Here is a 17,876-nt window from a genome sequence, read left to right as displayed (position 1 = left end):
ATCACATAAACCACCAGTGGTGGCAAAAGTGGGATCAGCGGCAACACCTCGCCCAGAGCATGCAGCTAGCATCATAGGGGTCAATCTACTGCGAGCTGCCGCTATGGCCTGCGCCGACCTCACCACGGAAGATGCCCAGCACTGGAGCCTGGAAAGCCTCAACAAGGCTTACCAACAGGGCTACATGGCAGGGCTGACCGGACAGACCAACGCCCCGCGCGGGCTAGCCGCCGACGTGCTGATCGCTGCCTGGGAAGCCGGCTGGGACGACGGCCACCAGCAATTCGAACTGCACCACCGTCACAGCGCCTGACTACCTATAGCCCACTACTCCTCGCGCACTGCGTGCCAGCCCCCAGCTGAAACACGCGCTGAGTCAACTCAGCACGCGATTCAACGGCCTGACAGCGGCGGTGTGCGTGGCGGGATCTGGCGTTTTGAGCCGGTGGACTCAAACGCGGCCGCCAAACGCAGCAACGCCGAGTCGTCGTAAGCACGGCCGGCAAAGGTCAACCCGACCGGCATGCCAATATCCGCCATCACGCCCATCGGCACGGTCACGGTGGGCACGCCCAGGTGCCGAATGGCCAGGTTGCCATTGGCCACCCACACCCCGTTGCTCCAGGCGATGTCGGCCGAAGCCGGATTGATATCGGCATCCGCGGGGCCAACGTCAGCCACCGTGGGGAACAGCACGGCGTCGAGGCCGAGGCTGTCCATCCAGTCTTCCAGATCGATCTTGCGCGTGTGCTCCAGGCCACGCAGGCCGTCGGGCAGCGTTTCGATTTCGTCCCAGTTCTTCAGGCCACGTTTGGCCATGTTGACGTATTCATCCATGCCGGCGGCCAGGTCGCCTTCGCGGTTGGGCAAGGTGCCGGGGTCATGGGGGAAAATTTGCGGACCGTCGACATCAGCCAGGCGATTCAACTTGGGGTCGCCGTTGGCCCGCAAAAAGTCATCAAAGGCCCAGCCGCTCAGTTCCCACAACTCGTCATGCAGGAACTCGGGCGTAACGATACCCCGGTTGTACACGGTCGGCGCACCGGGGCGGTCACCTTCACAGTTGGACACCAGTGGGAAATCCACTTCGATCACCTCCGCGCCGGCAGCCTCCAGCGCCTGGCGCGCCTGCTCCCAGAGCACGATGACGGTGGGTCGGGTGTGGATGCGTTGGCCGGTCGGCCCGCCGATGCCAGGGTTCTCACTGGTGCCAGCGGCATCATCCTTGTTGATAAACATGCGCGGCACACCCAAACGCTTGCCGGCCAGCGCGTCAGCCTTGGCGGCGAGTTGGGCGTAGCCGGCCGGACGGACGTCCGAGGCTTTCGGGATCGGCACCCAAGGCTGCAAACGCCAGAGGTCGCCGCGCGTGTCGGCGTCATCGGCGACCACCACCTCCAGCACCTCCAGTAGATCGCTCATGGCGCGCGCATAGGGCACCACAACGTCCATGGTCGGCGTCAGCGGCCAATTACCCCGCACCGAAATCACCCCGCGCGACGGCGTATAGGCACACAAACCGTTATTCGAGGCCGGGCCGCGCCCGCTTGACCAGGTTTCTTCAGCCAGCCCAAACGCGGCAAAGCTGGCGGCGGTGGCCGTACCAGCACCGTTGGATGAGCCAGAGGCAAACGGTGCAGTCAGGTAGGCGGCGTTGTAAGGGCTTTCCGCACGGCCATAGACGCCGCGCTGCATGCCACCGTTGGCCATGGGCGGCATATTGGTCTTGCCCAGGCAAATAGCTCCACCGGCGCGCAGACGCTCCACGGTAAAGGCATCACGGTAGGCGATCAGGTCTTTGAAGGCCGGGCTGCCAGACGCGGCAGTCAGCCCTTTGACCAGGTAACTGTCTTTGGCGGTATACGGAATGCCATCCAGCGGGCCGAGGGTTTCACCCCGGGCGCGACGCGCATCGGAGGCCTGAGCTTCCTTAAGGGCGTCCGGGTTACGCACCACCACGGCATTGAGGCGGGTCGGTGTAGCAGGACCGTCATAAGCATCAATGCGGGCGTAATAGGCCTGCACCAACTCGACCGCCGTTGTGCGACCGGCTGCCAGTGCGGCGCGCAGTTCGGCAATGGAAAGCTCGGTTACTTCGATCATGTTGTCACCACCTGAGGGATGCGGGTTATGCAGTGCGCACACTGCCGTGTGAAGTAAAGGTTGGTTGGCAGCACCCGTCAGCCAGCATGGCGCTGCACACATCCGGCACTCAATCCGTGTTAACGCGAGGTTTACGCAGGGCATGCGAAACCAAACGTCGATGTAAAGAACCCCTGTAACCAGATTTTTATTCGATATTAATCGATAAAAAACGCTCAAATAAAGACTTTTATGCTTTAAAAGCCGATTTTTATCGGCTATAAATAGCCCGCCCACTGCAACGAGCCTGCACCCGCGCTACGCTAACACTGCACTGTTCGCGTCCTATGACTGCCGCACAGCGCCTGTGTAAGGTAGCAGCTCATGCCGGGCATCGACTGCCACCCACCCAGCCGTCTCATTTTTGGTGAACCTATGACAGCCCTGACCACCACCCCACGCGCCGATGGTTTCCGCATGCCCGCCGAGTGGGAACCACACAGCCAAACCTGGATGGTCTGGCCGGAGCGCCCGGACAACTGGCGTTTGGGCGGCAAACCGGCGCAGGCGGCCTTCACGGCCGTGGCCAAGGCCATTGCCGAATTCGAACCCGTGACGGTTGCCGTGTCTGCCGGGCAGTACGAAAACGCCAGCGAGCGTCTGGCCCACCCCCATATCCGCGTGGTGGAGATCACCACCGACGACGCCTGGGTCCGCGACACCGGCCCAACCTTTGTGACCAACAGCGGCGGTGAAGTGCGCGGCGTGGACTGGGCCTTCAATGCCTGGGGCGGCCATAACGGCGGGTTGTACGCCAGCTGGATGCGTGACGATCAGGTGGCGCGCAAAATCCTGCAGATCGAAGGGTGCGCCCGCTACCGCACCGATGACTTGGTGCTGGAAGGTGGCTCCATCCACGTCGACGGCGAAGGCACCCTGATCACCACCGAAGAATGCCTGCTCAACCCCAACCGCAACCCGCACCTGACGCGCGAGCAGATCGAGCAGTACCTGGCGGATCACCTGGCCATCGACACGGTGATCTGGCTGCCGGACGGCCTGTTCAATGACGAAACCGACGGCCACGTTGACAACTTCTGCTGCTACGTGCGCCCCGGTGAAGTGCTGCTGGCCTGGACCGATGACGCCAATGACCCCAACTACCCGCGCTGCCAGGCCGCCATGCGCGTGCTGGAAAATGCCCGTGACGCCAAAGGTCGTCAATTAATCGTGCACAAAATGCCGATTCCCGGCCCGCTGTATGCGACCGATGAAGAATGCGCAGGGGTGGACCTGGTGGCCGGCACTCAGGAGCGCGATCCGTCGATCCGTCTGGCGGGCTCCTATGTCAACTTCCTGATCGTCAACGGCGGCATCATCGCGCCCAGCTTCGAAGACCCTAAAGATGCCGAAGCCCAGGCCATTTTGGCTCGCCTGTTCCCGGCGCACCGGGTGGTGATGGTGCCCGGGCGGGAAATTCTGCTGGGCGGTGGCAACATCCACTGCATCACCCAACAACAGCCTGCCCCTCAAGGACGCTGAGGGTTAGCGCCCCGACTGCAGAGGGGCGCTACTCGTCCTCTATCACATTGGTGAACTGACCGATCGCATCAACCACCCGCTGCGCTTCATCACGGATTTTCAGGATCATCTCACCGGCCTGATTGACCAGCAGCACGCCCTTCTCCGCATGCTGCTTGCTGCCATCCATGCCACTGACGGCCTGCGTGGCCAGATCATGGTTAAGGCGCACCACGTCGTTGATTTCAACGGTGGCCTGACTGGTGCGCGCCGCCAGGTTGCGCACTTCATCGGCCACCACCGCAAACCCGCGCCCCTGCTCGCCAGCACGGGCCGCTTCGATGGCGGCGTTCAAGGCCAGCAGGTTGGTCTGCTCGGCAATCCCGCGGATCACCTGAACGATGCTGCTGATGCGTTCAGACTGCGCCCCCAGGGCTTCAATGCGCTGCGCCACGTCCACCAGCTCTTCAGCCACCCCCCGGACCACATGCACGGCCTCACGGACCGTCTCGCTACCGGCATCCGCGCTGCTGCCGGTTTGCCGGGCAATGCCATACGCCAGTCGAGCGGCGGCGGACTCCGCTTCACGCTGCTCAACCTGCTCGGTGATGTCAGTGGCAAACTTGACCACACCATACTGCCGTCCATTGGCATCAAACAGCGGGTTATAGGTGGCACGCAGCCAAATTGTTCTCCCACTCTTACCGACCCGCTTGAAGCGCCCTGAAAACACTTCACCGTGCGTCAGTCGCTGCCAGAAATTGCGATAGGCCTCACTGCTCACCTCTTCGTGAGCACAGAACAGCCGGTGATGTTTGCCGCGAATCTCATCGAGCCGATACCCCGTTGTACCGAGGAAGTTCTCGTTGGCCGTTTGCACCTCGCCCGACATGTTGAATTCGATCATCGCCATGGAGCGGTTGATCGCATTCATGTAGCTCTCGTGTTGCAACTCGGCATGCATGCGCGTGGTGATGTCGGTGGCGATTTTGACCACCCGTACGACCTTGCCATCAGCATTGCGCACCGGCATGTAACAGGCCTCCAACCACACCTCGCGCCCTCCTTTGGCCACGCGTTTGTAGCGGTCGCAGAACGTCTCGCCACTGGCTAACCGTCGCCAGAACTGCGCATAAGCCGGGCTTGAGGTTTGCTCATGGCTGCAAAACAGGCGGTGATGCTGACCACGCAGTTCATCGAGGCTGTAACCCATAACCGAGAGAAACGGCTGGCTGGCATCGAGAATTTCACCCTCTGGCGTAAATTCGATCACGGCAAAGGCCTGGCGTATTGCAGCCAGGAGATGCTGATAGGACGCCAACTGCAACTGGGACTGCTGTAACTCCGTGCGAAGCGCTGTACCGAACATAGAGAGAGCCTCAAAGCGCACCCATTGGCGATGGATGATCGGGGATTATGTGTTTGCGTATGACGCATATCGGCTTGCGTCCATTTAGTTTTAGCCCAACTTCGGACGGCCAGCAGAACGCCCGCTGCAACTGCGAGTCATGACGGACATGTGGTGACGGTGATGGTGTGACGCGAGAACGGCAGAAGGAGACGGCGGAGCCAGTAATCGCCGTTTGAACGGCCCGGGGCAGGTCAGCTTGATATGACGCGATGCGTTTAGCCTTTGCTTTTGCAGGTATTGATGCCCAGCAGCAGATACACCGGACGGAAGCGGAACACGCCAGTGGCCAGCGGGACAACGCCAGAGGCCAATTACATGCCTGCGAAGCTCAGACCCAGCAGAATCAGCCCGGCGCAACGCGCAGGTTACCGACATTGGCTTTCATCATGATCACCCGGTCTTCAGCGTTATCCGCGCCGGCGCTCCAGCACAGTAAAAGCGAGCATTCCAGCCAGCATGGCGAAGCTGAATAACAGCACTTGCCAGCGCCCGGTCAACAGCAGCGCCACGGCAGGCCCGGGGCAGATGCCTGCAATTCCCCAACCAATACCGAACAGCAAGCTGCCCCCAACCAAACGGCGATCCGGCTCACGCTTTGTCGGCATTTGCATCGGCGCACCCAGCAAGCTGGTGCGCTGCAGCCGAACCCAGCTGAATGGCAGGAATGCCACACCAATAGCAGCCGCCATCACCAAGGCAAGAGAAGGGTCCCAGGCACCGGCCACATCAAGAAAAGCCAGCACTTTGGCCGGATTCGCCATGCCCGCAGTCAGCAGGCCAATGCCAAAAAGTACGCCCGCGAGAAACGCCACCAGTTTGCGCATATCTAACCCCCCAGCAGATGACGCAGGATAAATACGCTGGCGAATCCCGCCGCCATAAAGGTCAAGGTAGCCACCAGTGAGCGCGGCGAAAGCCGTGAGAGACCGCATACGCCATGTCCACTGGTGCAACCGGCGCCATATCGCGTGCCGACCCCGACCAGCAGGCCGGCAATCGTTAGCGCCAGCCAGCCGCTGTCGACCTGCATTTCAGGCAACCGAGTAGCCACTTGCCAAAGCAGAGTAGCAAGCAGCACACCCAGCAGAAACAGAGCTTTTTCTCCGCGCCCCTCACCACCGTCCAGCAGACTGCCGAGCAGGCCACTTATGCCAGCGATACGCCCATTCATTACGGCAAACAGACTCGCTGCCAACCCGATCAAGGCACCACCGGCGAGAGCGCTCCAAGGCGTGAAGTTGTACCAGTCGATAATCATCATTGGGCACCTGAGCAGAACAGTTGATACAGGGTGCTGATCACCGCCAGCACCGCCGGACTGCTGATACAGTAATAGATTTGCTTGCCGTCCCGGCGGGTTGCTACCAAGCCTTCACGCCGGAGCACCGCCAGTTGCTGTGACAGCGTCGGCTGCTGAATGGCCAGCAACGCCTCCAGATCACTGACATTGCGCTCGCCTTGCGAGAGTTGGCACAGCAACAACAGGCGGTCCGGATTACTCAACGCTTTGAGCAATTGCCCAGCGGCATCGGCATTGGCGCGCAGTTGCTGAATATCCAGGGGGGCGGCATCTGGGGTCATGGCCCACACTCAATTAAGATAAAAACAATCTATTTATTTATAGATTGATTGGCAAGCCGATTGTTGAGGGCGAGTCCGCACCCTTGCGAACAGGCGTCGTCGCTAAAGCGCCCCCGCAGTGGCCGGTGTGCAATGCCTTAAGGCTTTTGCGCGACAGGTTGTATTGAGCGTCACGGCGCTCAACACCGTCCGACGGAGGACAGAGAACATGAATGCACCACCCAGAAAAATGCCGCTCACCTGCACCAGGGGAGCGGCATTGATCACGGCTGTAGGCTATTAGCCTTGCGCCGGCTGAGGTGGATGCAACAACTCAGCCGGTGAACACCCGACTTACATCAGCGGCAAGGTGTAGCTGACGATCAGACGATTTTCGTCGAGGTCGTTGGCGAAGTTCGAGCGCACAGACGCATTACGCCACCGCACACCCAGGTTCTTCAGTGCACCTTCCTGGAAGACGTACATCAGCTCGGTGTTGCGCTCCCACTCCTTGCCTTCGGACACACCACGACCACGGTCGACGTTATCGCCGGTCAGGTAGCGGGTCATAAAGGTCAGGCCCGGAATACCGATGGAGGCAAAGTTAAAGTCATAACGGGCTTGATAGGACTGCTCATCCTTGTTGGCGAAATCGCCAATCTGCACGTAGTTGACCAGGAACGGGTCGGTGCCGTTGATGTAGGCAAAACCGGTATCACCACTCATCTTCTGGTAACCCAAACCAAAGGCGTGGCCGCCCAGGCCGTAAGTGACCATGGCCCCCAGCGCTTTGTTATCGACGTTGCTGCGGTTGCCATCGTCGGTGGAGCGGGCGTAGCGCAGGTCAGTTTTCAGACTTTGCTTGTCGCCCAGCGGCAGCACATGCACGGCGTTAAAGGCATGCTGCTTATACAGCTCGTCAAGGTTCGAATAGTAGTAACCGGCCGTCAGGTCGTTGGTAAGCTTGTAGGTACCGCCGATAAAGTCGAATGCGTCAGTGGTAATACCGCCGGTCGTGGTAATCCCACGACGCCCCCCGCTGGTAATCGAGATGTCTTCGTAATCACTGGAGTTACGGTTATTCACCTCGCGCACGTGCGCCGCTTCCAGCATCAGACCGTCGATTTCCTGGGAAACCAGGTGGCCAGCCTCGAACACCTGCGGCAGCAAGCGACCGTCGCTGGAAGTGATGGCGGCGTTTTTAAACTGCATCTGACCCACACGCAGCGTGCTGTTGGAGATTTTCGCCTTGGCTGCAACGGCCAGGTCGGAGTAATTGTCTTGAGAGCCGCCGGAAGAGCGATCCGGAACCAGCAGACCACTGCCTGCAGTGCCATCACCCGAGTCCAGTTTGAAGCCGAACATGCCTATGGCATCCGCACCAAAGCCTACGGTGCCGTCGGTAAAGCCGGAGTTGGCGCGCAGAATAAAGCCCTGAGCCCACTCTTCCTGCTTGGACTGGCTCTGAGCCGGCACATTGCCGTTGCCCTGGCGGAAATCACGGTTGAAGTAAAAATTGCGCGCTTCAAGGGTGACTTTGCTGTCGCCCAGCAAATCAGCAAACGCCGCTTGGCTCAGGGACAAGCCCAGGGTGCTGGCCGCAACGGCCAGGGCCAGGGAGGTCTTTCTCATTATGTGTTCTCCAGTTATGTGTGGGTTGCACATCGGTGCGCTGAAAACTTCAGATAATGAAGCGGCAGGCGCGCACCGAATTCGGGGCTCATGTCGGGGCGGTGACACGCGGGCACAAACCGGTGCGGGCAATCACCACCGAACACAAGCAGGATCAGGTGAACGCGCGATGGCTCTCAGCGCGTACTGGGGAATGAGGAGTTGTATGTGGGCAGGTGCAGGTCATGGTCTGGGCTCTTCATTCTTATTGGTCGGCGGGATTCCTGGCCGTTATGAGCGAGCCCTATGCAGATACTGCGCCAGCCTGGCCGCAGCCCTTATGATGCGTAGCCTGGCGCGAAAGCAAGGCAAAACCGAGACACCTGTAGAAAGCGGAGCAAGCAGATTCTTGCCGATTAAAACCCAATAGATGGCGAATTACCGCCACATTAACTCAATCAATCACGACCTGATTCTTGCCCTGACGCTTGGCGCGGTACATGGCCGCATCGGCACGCGCATAAAGCGCATCCAGACCAGCATCGTCGGGGCGCAGGCTGGTCAGCCCCTGACTCAGGGTGATGCCAAACGTCGTGTTGTCCTGATTAAAGCTCAACCGCCGCGCATCTCGTTGCAGTCGCTCGGCAATCTGCTCAGCCAGAGCCAGTTCGCACCGGGGAAACAGCGCCGCAAACTCCTCACCACCAATACGACCAAACAAATCCCCCCGCCGCAACACCGTGGTAGTCGTATAAGCCAGACGTTGCAGCACCTGATCCCCCATCTGATGGCCGTAACGGTCATTGATTTGCTTGAAATCGTCCAAATCAAGCAGCAGGAAAACCAGTGGGCTGCCGTACTCACGGGCCTGGGCAAATTCACGCTCAGCACACTCAAAGAAGTGCCGACGGTTCGCACTCTGCGTCAGTACATCGGTGGTGGCCAAACGATGCAGTTCGCCTTCCAGTTGTTTCTTTTCGGTAATGTCTTCGGCAATGCCGACGATGACATGGGGCTGCCCCAAGGGGTTCTCACGGCTGACAAAGCATTTGTCACTGAGCCAGCGGACCTGACCATCCCCGCGTAAGATCCGGTATTCACGTGCTTCTACTGCGCCCCTCTGCAGCACCTGAGCGAAGCTTGTCGAGGCGTACTCCAGATCGTCCGGGTAGATGCTATTGCGCCACTCCTCATAGCCCGCCAGCAGCAACGCGACAGAGCGACCGAATACACGCTCATACGCTGGGCTGACATAAATGACGCGCTGAGCATCCCAGTCAAATGCCCAGAGCACCGCATTGACACTTCCCAGCAGGGTGCTGAATAACTGCTCACGCTCCTGCAGACGCGCCACCTCGCCACGGGTGTGCAACAGCGCCAGGGTCAATTCCTCCAACTCAAACTGCAGTTTGCTGTGTTCATCCATAAATACCGCCACCGCATTGGTCATCGGGCCACGGAATCAGCATACGCCAGAAATCAGCAGGGGATCTGCGGAGCATAGGGTGCCAAGAAAAAGCCCGCCAATAGGCGGGCTCACGTTACGTCACCTCGACTCAGACAGCGGCCGGGCGCAATGAATAGGTCTTCAGTTGCTCAGCGAACTCACGCAGCGACTGAATACCGCTGGCTTCCGCCTCAGTGACCCATTGCTTGATGGCTTCAAGCATCTCGTGGCCATTAGCGCTGGTTTTCACCCAGATCTGCTGCAGGGCAAGGCGCTTTTCGTAAATCACCTTGAGCGCCTGGCTCTGCTCCAGCATGCGCTGGATGCGCGCCTGGTGGCCTTCATCGAGCAGGCTCGGTTCCCGCGAGAGCAGGCGCTTGGCACGATGGAAGTGGTGACGCACCGAGGCATCGGCCTTGGCCAGCTCCTGCTGGACCAGCGGCGCGATCACCAGCTTGCGGTACTGCGCCATGATCTGGAAACGGTTGTTGAGGATGGCCATGGCGGTGTCCATGTCCAGGCTGCGCTTGCCTTCGACCCGGTGAGCGATGGGCGCAACACGCTGCACCTGAGCCAGGCCGAGCAAGCTGAACAGCTTGATCCAGAACCAGCCCATGTCGAATTCCCACTTCTTCACCGACAGCTTGGCCGAATTCGGGTAGGTGTGATGGTTGTTGTGCAGTTCTTCGCCGCCGATCAGGATGCCCCAGGGCAGCAGATTGGTCGCCGCATCGCGGCATTCGAAGTTGCGATAGCCAACAGCATGGCCGAGACCGTTGATCACGCCCGCTGCCCACACCGGAATCCACATCATCTGTACCGCCCAGATGGTGATGCCGGCAGCGCCGAACAGGGCCAGGTCGATGGCCCCCATCAGCGCCACGCCGCCAACCGGGAAGCGCGAGTAGAGGTTGCGCTCGATCCAGTCTTCGGGGCAGTTCTTGCCGTAAATCCGCAGGGTTTCCGGGTTCTGCGCTTCTTCGCGGTACAGCTCCGCCCCCTTGCGCAATACGGTGCTCAGGCCCTTGATTACCGGGCTGTGCGGGTCATCGACGGTTTCGCATTTGGCGTGGTGCTTGCGATGAATCGCGGTCCATTCGCGGGTATTCTGCGCCGTAGTCAGCCACAGCCAGAAGCGGAAGAAGTGTTTCAGCGCCGGATGCAATTCGAGGGCGCGATGCGCTGAGTAGCGATGCAGGTATACCGTGACGCTGACGATGGTCACATGCGTCATCAGCAGGGTGACCGCGATCAGTTGCCAGATCGACAAGTCGAGAAAACCGTTGTACCACATGGATCACGTGCCTCATAAAAAAGGAAAGACATGGCGGTTTTTTAGCGCACATCTGTACACATTATCCCTGACCCGGATCAGAAAACCAGTTGGTCTTTTGCATAAGAATGCCGCCCCCTGACCAACCTCTATACTGCTGCCCCCGACAATGGATTGACCCGTAGCCCATGACTGCATCTTTTAGTGCCTGGCGTTTGACCCTCGCCTACCTCCTGGCGGCCAGCCTCTGGGTATTATTCAGTGACAGCCAGCTGATCGCTCTGGGGTTGTCCCTTGAGCAGCTGGAGCGCGCGCAACTGTTAAAAGGCCTGGCCTTTGTCGGCGTGACCGGCGTTCTGCTGTTTGTCATCCTGCGCACCCATCACCGTCAGCATCAACGCAGTCGCGAAGCCCTGCAGCACAGTGAGAAACGCCTGCAACAGGCATTGGATGCCGCCCAGGACGGCCTGTGGGACTGGGACCTGCAAAGCCATCAACTGTATTTCTCCCCCGGCTACGCAGCGTTGCTCGGCTCGCCCAGCGAGATCGACCAGCCACAATGGCTAGAACACCTGCACCCGCATGATCGCGAGGCCTTCGAGCGCACCTTGCAACAGCGCCTGGAGGCATCCAACCCGGTGCCCTACGAGATCAACTATCGCCTGCGCCAAGCCGATAACAGCTACCGCTGGATTCAGTTCCGCGGCCGCCTGTTGTTCAATCCATCAGGACACGCCGAGCGACTGATCGGCACCGCCTGCGACATCACCCAGCGCCGCCGTGATGAAGACAGCCTGCGCCAGGCGGCTGCCGTGTTTGATGCCACCCAGGAAGGCGTACTGGTCACCGACGCCGAGCAGCGTATCGTTCACTGCAACCCGGCCTTTACCCGTATCACCGGCTATGAACAAGCGGAAATCCTCGGCCAATCACCCAGCCTGCTGAAGTCCGGCCGTCATGACAAAGGCTTCTACGACAACCTGTGGCATACCCTGCAACAACGCGGCTCCTGGAGTGGCGAAGTGTGGAACCGCCGCAAGAACGGCGAAATCTACCCGCAGTGGCAATGCATCCGGGTGATTCATGACGAGCAAGGCGAGATCAGCCACTATGTGGCCGTGTTTTCCGATATCAGCGCCCTCAAGCGCTCGCAGCGTGAGCTGGACTACCTCGCCCACCACGACCCGCTAAGCAACCTGCCCAACCGCCTGCTGTTCACCGAGCGGGTCGAGCACGCACTGGAGCGCGACCGCAGCGACCAGCACACGGGGGCGGTGCTATTGATCGACCTCGACCACTTCAAGCACATCAACGAAAGCCTCGGCCACAACATCGGTGACCTGCTGTTGAAAGCCGTGGGGGAGCGACTCGGCGAGCAACTGGGTAAGCGCATGACCCTGGCCCGCCTCGGGGGTGACGAGTTCGGCCTGCTTTACGAACAATGCCAAAGCGCCGAACAGGCTGCGGTTATGGCGCAGCGCCTGCAAAGCTGCCTGGCCACCGGCTTCGAAGTGGCTGACCACGAACTGTTTGTGACCGCCAGTATTGGCATCTGTCTATACCCGGAAGATGCACAGGATGTCGCCCAGGTGCTACGCAATGCCGACTCGGCGCTGTTCAAGGCGAAAAGTGGCGGCCGCGAGAGCTATGCCTTCTACAGCCAGGAGCTGACGGCCCATGCCCACCAGCGCGTCGAACTGGCCAGCGCCCTGCGCCATGCGCTGGATAGCCAGGAACTGCGGGTCTACTACCAACCACTGCTCTGCCTGCATAGCCAGCAGCTGATCGGCGTCGAAGCTCTGGTGCGCTGGGAACACCCGCAACGCGGTTTGGTCGGGCCTGGCGAGTTCATCCCGATAGCCGAAGAAACCGGCCTGATCAGCGCCATTGATGCCTGGGTTCTGCAACAGAGCTGTCGACAGATGGTCGCCTGGCAGGCAGCGGGCATTAACCTGCAGTTTGTTGCGGTCAACATTTCCAGCCGCCTGTTCAGCCGTGGCGAACTGGACCTGCGGGTTGCTGAAGTATTGAGCGACAGCGGTCTACCCGCCGCCTGCCTGGAGCTTGAAGTGACCGAAAGTGCGGTGATGGATGATCCTGATACCGCCCTCAGGCTACTCGAACGCCTGCGTAACCTGGGCGTGCGTCTGGCTATTGATGACTTTGGGACCGGCTACAGCTCACTCGCCCGCCTCAAGCGCTTGCCCGTACACAAGCTCAAGCTTGACCAGAGTTTTGTCGCCGGCCTGCCTGATGACCAGGACGACATCGCCATTACCCGTGCAGTAATCGCCCTCGGTCACAGCATGGGGCTAAAGATTTTGGCCGAGGGCATTGAACGCGTGGAACAGCTTGAGTTGCTGCGTCAGCTCGGCTGTGACCATGGCCAGGGCTACCATTTCGGTCGGCCGCAGCCGGCCGCTGCACTCACAGAACAGCTGGAAAATGCCCAGCCACCCGTGTATCACGGGAGCAACAGCGTCATTCGTCCCGGGGCCTATTGATGCACACAAAGGTAAAGCCCTCGATGATCCACTGGATCGTCGGTTTCGGCAGTTTCAGCCTGGCGCTGCTGTTCATTGTCTTGGGCACGGCCGCCATCAATGAGCGTGAAGCGCTTTGGCAGATGCAGCTTACCCACCTGCATGAGGCGCAGCGCCTGGCCTTGCGCAGTGCCCAACAGAACATGGAGCACCAGGCGCAACTGCTCGGCGAAACCCTGGTTGCGGATGCCTGGCTGGTTGAACTGGTGCGTGAGGCGGCAACCCTGAATCCACAGGTTGAAGACCAGGCGCGCGCCTTGCAAAACATCCGCGGGCAACTGTTCGCACGCCTGGCGCCACGCTGGCGTAACCTGCAACAGAGCCACCCGTTCAGCCTCACCCTGCACCTGGCCGATAGCACAGTATTGCTGCGCGTACACCAGCCAGAACGCTTTGCCGACCAGCCGCAAGCCCCCCGGCGCATGTTGCTTGACGCCCTGCAGTCGGCCACCCGCAAGAGTGGCTTGGGGGATTCCGAAGAAGGCCTGGTATCACGCGCCATCATCCCGCTGCAGGTCGAGGGCAACCAGGCGCCATTGACCATTGGGGCGCTGGAGATCAGCCTGAATCTGGCGCACAACCTGCAACAGCTGGATCGCGAGCTAGGCGCAGGCATTGCCCTGCGCATGACCCGTGCGGCCTTGAGCGAATACTCCGCTGAACGCCCGGCGGGAGCATCCAGCACGCCTCCGACCTGGTACCTGGAAGGTTTCTCACGCCCCGAAGCGCAGCACTGGCAAAGCCGCAATCTGCTGCCTGAACCGGCCACAGGCGACAGCCTGCGACTGCTGCAAGACCACGGGCAGACATACCTGCTCAATCAACTGCCACTCGACCGCTATCCAGCCGTCGCCCAGCCGGGCGATGCACCGACAGTGGTCGCCCTGACCTGGCGCGACATCAGTGCACTCCATGACCATCACCAACAAGAAAAACGCTGGCTGATGGGCAAGTGGCTACTCGCCTGGCTGGCAGCAGAAGCGTTGCTGTTATTGCTCCTGCAAGCAACCCGCTACAGCAGCCAGATGCTGCTGCGACGCCATCATCAGGAACTGCAGGACAAGCATCAGCAAAGCGAAGCTTCGCGCAAGTTGCTCGGCCTGATCAGCGAGGCACAGGCGGCGTATATCAATGCGCATAACCAGCGCGAAGCCTTCGATGCCTTGCTCAAGCGGATTCTCGACCTCACAGCCAGCCAATTCGGTTTTATCGGCGAAATCCTTGCCGATGCGCAAGGCGCCCCGTTCTTGCGCACCTTTGCCATCAGCAACATCGCCTGGGATGAACACAGCCACGCGGACTACGATATGCGTGCAGCGGCTGGCCTGGAGTTCCATAACCTCGCCAACCTGTTCGGCCAGGTCATCCGCAGTGGCAAGGCGCTGATCAGCAATGATCCGGCCAACCACCCGCATAGCGGCGGCCTGCCGTCCGGCCACCCAGCGCTGCAGGCGTTTGCCGGCCTGCCCATCCATGCCAACGGCGAACTGCTCGGCATGCTCGGCCTGGCCAACCGCGAGGGCGGCTACAGCGCTGACTTTGCCGTACAGCTGCAACCCCTGTTGACCACCCTCGGCCAACTCCTGGAAGCACTGCGCCGTGATCAGCAACGCGAACAGACTCAAGTGCGCATGCAACGCCAACAGGCCGCGCTACATGCACTCAATGAAATCGCCGCCCTGCCCAAACTGAGTACCCACGAGCAACTGCGGCAGGCCCTGCAACTGGGCGCCGCGTTCTATGGCATGCCGATTGGCATCATCAGCCAAGTTGAAGGTGACACCTACCGGGTCATGGTTCAGGTATCCCCCCACACTGGCCTGCAGGACGGCCAGTGTTTCAGCTTGGGCGACACTTACTGCAGCATCGCCCTGCGCAGTACAGACGTACTGGCCATCGCCGCCATGAGTCAGAGCGAACATGCCACGCATCCCTGCTACCCGCTTTTTGCGCTGGAAAGCTATATCGGCACCAGCGTCTGGGTGGCCGGCCAACGCTTTGGCACCCTGTGCTTTGCAGCCAGCAGCGCCCGCAGCAGTTTCGACGATGCTGACGAAGAGTTCATGCGCCTGTTCGCCCGCTGGGTCGGCGCCACCCTGGAGCGTCTGCAACATGAAGAGCAGACCCGCGAAGCTCGGCGCTTTCTCCAGGCCGTACTCGACTCTGCCACCGGTGTAAGCATCATCACCAGCGATCTGGATGGTCTGATTACCCTGTTTAACTCCGGCGCCGAACGCCTGCTGGGCTACCGCAGTGCCGAAGTTATTGGCCAACACAGCCCTGTTTTGTTTCATCGCGAAGACGAAATCCAGGCTCGCGCTCACCAACTCAGCCTGCAGGAAGGCCAGGTCATCCAGGGTTTTGCCGTCCTCACCTGCATCCCGGCCAAAGGCGAGCCGGAAACGCGGCAGTGGACTTACCTGCGCAAGAATGGCGAACCGCGTACCGTCAACCTCACCGTCAGTGCCATGCGCGATGGCCGGGGCCATATCAGCGGCTACCTGGGTATTGCCAGCGACATCAACGAACTGCAGCAGACCGCCCGAGCCCTGCAAAAGAGCGAGAGTCGCTTCCGCGGCTTGGTGGCCAACCTGCCAGGGGCGGTCTATCGCTGCCGCAACGATGCGGACTGGTCGATGAGCTACCTCAGCGAAGAGATCCACAGCCTCAGCGGCTACCCGGCCTATGACTTCATCAACAACCGCATCCGCAGCTTCGCCAGCGTGGTGCACCCCGATGACCTGCCGATCACCTACCGCGCGGTGGCCGCGGTCGAACGTCAGGAATCCTTTGAACTGACCTATCGCCTGCTGCATGCCGATGGCCACAGCGTCTGGGTGCGTGAAAAAGGCCGTGGCGAATATGACAACGACGGCCAGTTGCAGTGGATCTCCGGGTTTATCTGGGACATCAGCGACCGCAAAGCCGTGGAAGACCAATTGCGCCTTAGCCAACAGCGCTTTAGCAGTGCCTTCAGTACCGCGCCGCAGGGCATGGCATTGGTGTCCCTGCAAGGCCAGTGGCTGGAAGTCAACGAAGTGCTCTGCAGCATGCTCGGCTATAGCCGCGAGCAATTGCAGCGAACCAGCTTTCAGCAAATCACCCACCCTGACGACCTGGACGCCGACCTGCAGCATGTCGAAGAACTGCTGGCAGGCGAGGTCAACACCTACCAGATGGAGAAACGCTACCTGGACAGCCAGGGGCGGATCATCTGGGTGCTGCTCAGCGTCTCTCTGGTGCGCGACAGCAACGACCAACCGGTGCACTTTGTGGTGCAAATCCAGGACTTCAACGAACGCATCGCCACAGAAATGGCCATTCGTGAACGTGAGGATTACCTGCGAGCCCTGCTCGACAACGTACTCGATGCGATCATCACCATCGACCAGCAGGGCTATATCGAAACCTTCAACCTCGCTGCCGAACGTATTTTCGGCTATAGCCACCTGGAGGTTTCCGGGCACCGTGCCACCCTGTTGCTGCCCGAGCCGCAACGTTCGATGCGCGCCCGCTACCTCAGTCATTTCCTGAAAACCGGTATCCAGCAGATGCTCGGTAAGGAAATCGAACTGACGGCCCTGCGCAGCAACGGCGAAACCTTCACCATCGAGCTGGCCATCTCACAGATCAGCCACCAGGGCGAACGGCGTTTTATTGCGGTGATCCGTGATATCGAGGAGCGTAAACGCATCGAACGGATGAAAAACGAGTTCGTCTCCACCGTCAGCCATGAACTGCGTACACCATTGACCGCCATCGCCGGCTCCCTCGGTCTGGTCAACGGCGGCGCCCTCGGTGCCGTGCCCGCCGGCATGCAGCAAATGCTGCAAATCGCCCAGGACAACAGCCAACGCCTCAACCTGCTGATCAATGACCTGCTGGACATGGAAAAACTGGTCGCGGGCAAGATGTTCTTCGAACTGCGGCCCGAGCCTCTACAGCCGCTACTGGAACAGGCCATCGAAGAGAATCAGCCGTATGCCGAGCACTTCCGCGTACAACTGAAATTGCAAACCGAAGCCACCCCAGCCGTGGTGCAGGTTGACCGCCTGCGCCTGGCACAAGTGCTGGCCAACCTGCTGTCCAACGCAGCGAAATTCTCTCCTGCCGGGCAGACGGTTGACGTACAAGTGACCCATCAGGGTCAGCAGGTCAGGGTCAGCGTCAGCGACCATGGCCCGGGCGTGCCGGAAAATTTCCAATCGCGGATTTTCAGCAAGTTTTCCCAAGCGGATGCCACCGATACCCGACAGAAAGGCGGCACAGGCCTGGGCCTGGCCATCAGCAAGGAAATCATCGAGCGCATGGACGGCCGCATTGGTTTCGACTCGCCGCCCGGACAGGGCGCGACTTTCTGGTTTGAACTGACTAATCTGGCTGCAGAACCGACACCTGAGTCGCTCTCCAGCGCCGAGAACACCTGAT

13 protein-coding genes are annotated in these 17,876 nt (G+C 60.2%); 4 read left to right on the top strand and 9 right to left on the bottom strand.

Going from position 1 to position 17,876, the window contains the following annotated elements; all coding sequences use genetic code 11:
* Positions 1-103: 103 nt before the first annotated feature.
* Entirely contained in the window at positions 104-313 is a 210-nt protein-coding gene (rmf, locus tag DBR00_RS03905; protein WP_108486602.1) for a ribosome modulation factor, read from the top strand.
* An 80-nt stretch (positions 314-393) separates the two neighbouring features.
* On the opposite strand, the gene DBR00_RS03900 is transcribed toward rmf, so the two are convergent.
* Positions 394-2,103, bottom strand: a complete 1,710-nt coding sequence (locus DBR00_RS03900) for an amidase (RefSeq protein WP_108486603.1) — start codon at positions 2,101-2,103, stop codon at positions 394-396.
* Positions 2,104-2,517: 414 nt separating this feature from the next.
* Between DBR00_RS03900 and aguA the strand changes: the two genes are divergently transcribed.
* Complete coding sequence (gene aguA, locus DBR00_RS03895; RefSeq protein WP_108486633.1) at positions 2,518-3,624, top strand: agmatine deiminase; 1,107 nt, start codon at positions 2,518-2,520, stop codon at positions 3,622-3,624.
* Positions 3,625-3,652: 28 nt separating this feature from the next.
* Here the strand turns inward: aguA and DBR00_RS21260 are convergent, their stop codons facing one another.
* From DBR00_RS21260 to desA, 8 genes are all read right to left on the bottom strand, one after another.
* A complete protein-coding gene (locus DBR00_RS21260) occupies positions 3,653-4,972 on the bottom strand; it encodes a PAS domain-containing methyl-accepting chemotaxis protein (RefSeq protein WP_108486604.1) in 1,320 nt (439 codons plus the stop codon).
* A gap of 257 nt (positions 4,973-5,229) precedes the next feature.
* The gene (locus tag DBR00_RS21385) at positions 5,230-5,292 is read right to left on the bottom strand and encodes a hypothetical protein (protein WP_371920631.1); all 63 of its coding nucleotides are present in this window, start codon (positions 5,290-5,292) and stop codon (positions 5,230-5,232) included.
* Positions 5,293-5,421: 129 nt separating this feature from the next.
* Positions 5,422-5,838: a DUF6691 family protein gene (locus DBR00_RS03880; RefSeq protein ID WP_108486605.1), complete on the bottom strand. Its 417-nt coding sequence runs from the start codon at positions 5,836-5,838 to the stop codon at positions 5,422-5,424.
* Between the two features lie 2 nt (positions 5,839-5,840).
* On the bottom strand, positions 5,841-6,272 hold the full coding sequence (locus DBR00_RS03875; protein ID WP_108486606.1) for a YeeE/YedE family protein: 432 nt from the start codon (positions 6,270-6,272) through the stop codon (positions 5,841-5,843).
* The gene (locus DBR00_RS03870; protein WP_108486607.1) at positions 6,272-6,595 is read right to left on the bottom strand and encodes a helix-turn-helix transcriptional regulator; all 324 of its coding nucleotides are present in this window, start codon (positions 6,593-6,595) and stop codon (positions 6,272-6,274) included. Before DBR00_RS03870 ends, DBR00_RS03875 begins: the two co-directional genes overlap by 1 nt.
* Before the next feature lie 333 nt (positions 6,596-6,928).
* A complete protein-coding gene (locus DBR00_RS03865; protein ID WP_108486608.1) occupies positions 6,929-8,206 on the bottom strand; it encodes an OprD family porin in 1,278 nt (425 codons plus the stop codon).
* A 433-nt stretch (positions 8,207-8,639) separates the two neighbouring features.
* Positions 8,640-9,611 carry a sensor domain-containing diguanylate cyclase gene (locus DBR00_RS03860; RefSeq protein ID WP_108486634.1) on the bottom strand — a complete coding sequence of 324 codons (972 nt, stop codon included), beginning with the start codon at positions 9,609-9,611 and terminating at the stop codon, positions 8,640-8,642.
* Positions 9,612-9,741: 130 nt separating this feature from the next.
* Positions 9,742-10,926, bottom strand: coding sequence for a delta-9 fatty acid desaturase DesA (gene desA, locus DBR00_RS03855; RefSeq protein ID WP_108486609.1), 1,185 nt, complete (start codon positions 10,924-10,926; stop codon positions 9,742-9,744).
* 167 nt (positions 10,927-11,093) lie between these two features.
* Between desA and dibA the strand changes: the two genes are divergently transcribed.
* The gene (gene dibA / locus DBR00_RS03850) at positions 11,094-13,409 is read left to right on the top strand and encodes a phosphodiesterase DibA (RefSeq protein ID WP_108486610.1); all 2,316 of its coding nucleotides are present in this window, start codon (positions 11,094-11,096) and stop codon (positions 13,407-13,409) included.
* Positions 13,409-17,875 (top strand): PAS domain S-box protein, encoded by a 4,467-nt coding sequence (locus tag DBR00_RS03845; protein ID WP_108486611.1) that lies wholly within the window; start codon positions 13,409-13,411, stop codon positions 17,873-17,875. The genes dibA and DBR00_RS03845 overlap by 1 nt, the downstream gene beginning before the upstream one ends.
* Position 17,876 lies beyond the last annotated feature (1 nt).

This window comes from Pseudomonas sp. HMWF032 (assembly GCF_003060885.1).
Classification (GTDB): Bacteria; Pseudomonadota; Gammaproteobacteria; order Pseudomonadales; family Pseudomonadaceae; genus Aquipseudomonas.
The sequence above is the reverse complement of the archived record's forward strand: the minus strand, read 5'-3'. Positions and strand labels throughout refer to the sequence as shown.

Bases quoted from the DNA above. Each gene is read 5' to 3' on its own strand.
- DBR00_RS03865 (WP_108486608.1), bottom strand. From the start codon at position 8,206: ATGAGAAAGACCTCCCTGGCCCTGGCCGTTGCGGCCAGCACCCTGGGC.
- DBR00_RS03860 (WP_108486634.1), bottom strand. From the start codon at position 9,611: ATGGATGAACACAGCAAACTGCAGTTTGAGTTGGAGGAATTGACCCTG.
- aguA (WP_108486633.1), top strand. From the start codon at position 2,518: ATGACAGCCCTGACCACCACCCCACGCGCCGATGGTTTCCGCATGCCC.
- DBR00_RS03875 (WP_108486606.1), bottom strand. From the start codon at position 6,272: ATGATTATCGACTGGTACAACTTCACGCCTTGGAGCGCTCTCGCCGGT.
- DBR00_RS21260 (WP_108486604.1), bottom strand. From the start codon at position 4,972: ATGTTCGGTACAGCGCTTCGCACGGAGTTACAGCAGTCCCAGTTGCAG.
- DBR00_RS03870 (WP_108486607.1), bottom strand. From the start codon at position 6,595: ATGACCCCAGATGCCGCCCCCCTGGATATTCAGCAACTGCGCGCCAAT.
- DBR00_RS03900 (WP_108486603.1), bottom strand. From the start codon at position 2,103: ATGATCGAAGTAACCGAGCTTTCCATTGCCGAACTGCGCGCCGCACTG.
- DBR00_RS03880 (WP_108486605.1), bottom strand. From the start codon at position 5,838: ATGCGCAAACTGGTGGCGTTTCTCGCGGGCGTACTTTTTGGCATTGGC.
- DBR00_RS03845 (WP_108486611.1), top strand. From the start codon at position 13,409: ATGCACACAAAGGTAAAGCCCTCGATGATCCACTGGATCGTCGGTTTC.
- dibA (WP_108486610.1), top strand. From the start codon at position 11,094: ATGACTGCATCTTTTAGTGCCTGGCGTTTGACCCTCGCCTACCTCCTG.
- desA (WP_108486609.1), bottom strand. From the start codon at position 10,926: ATGTGGTACAACGGTTTTCTCGACTTGTCGATCTGGCAACTGATCGCG.
- rmf (WP_108486602.1), top strand. From the start codon at position 104: ATGGCCTGCGCCGACCTCACCACGGAAGATGCCCAGCACTGGAGCCTG.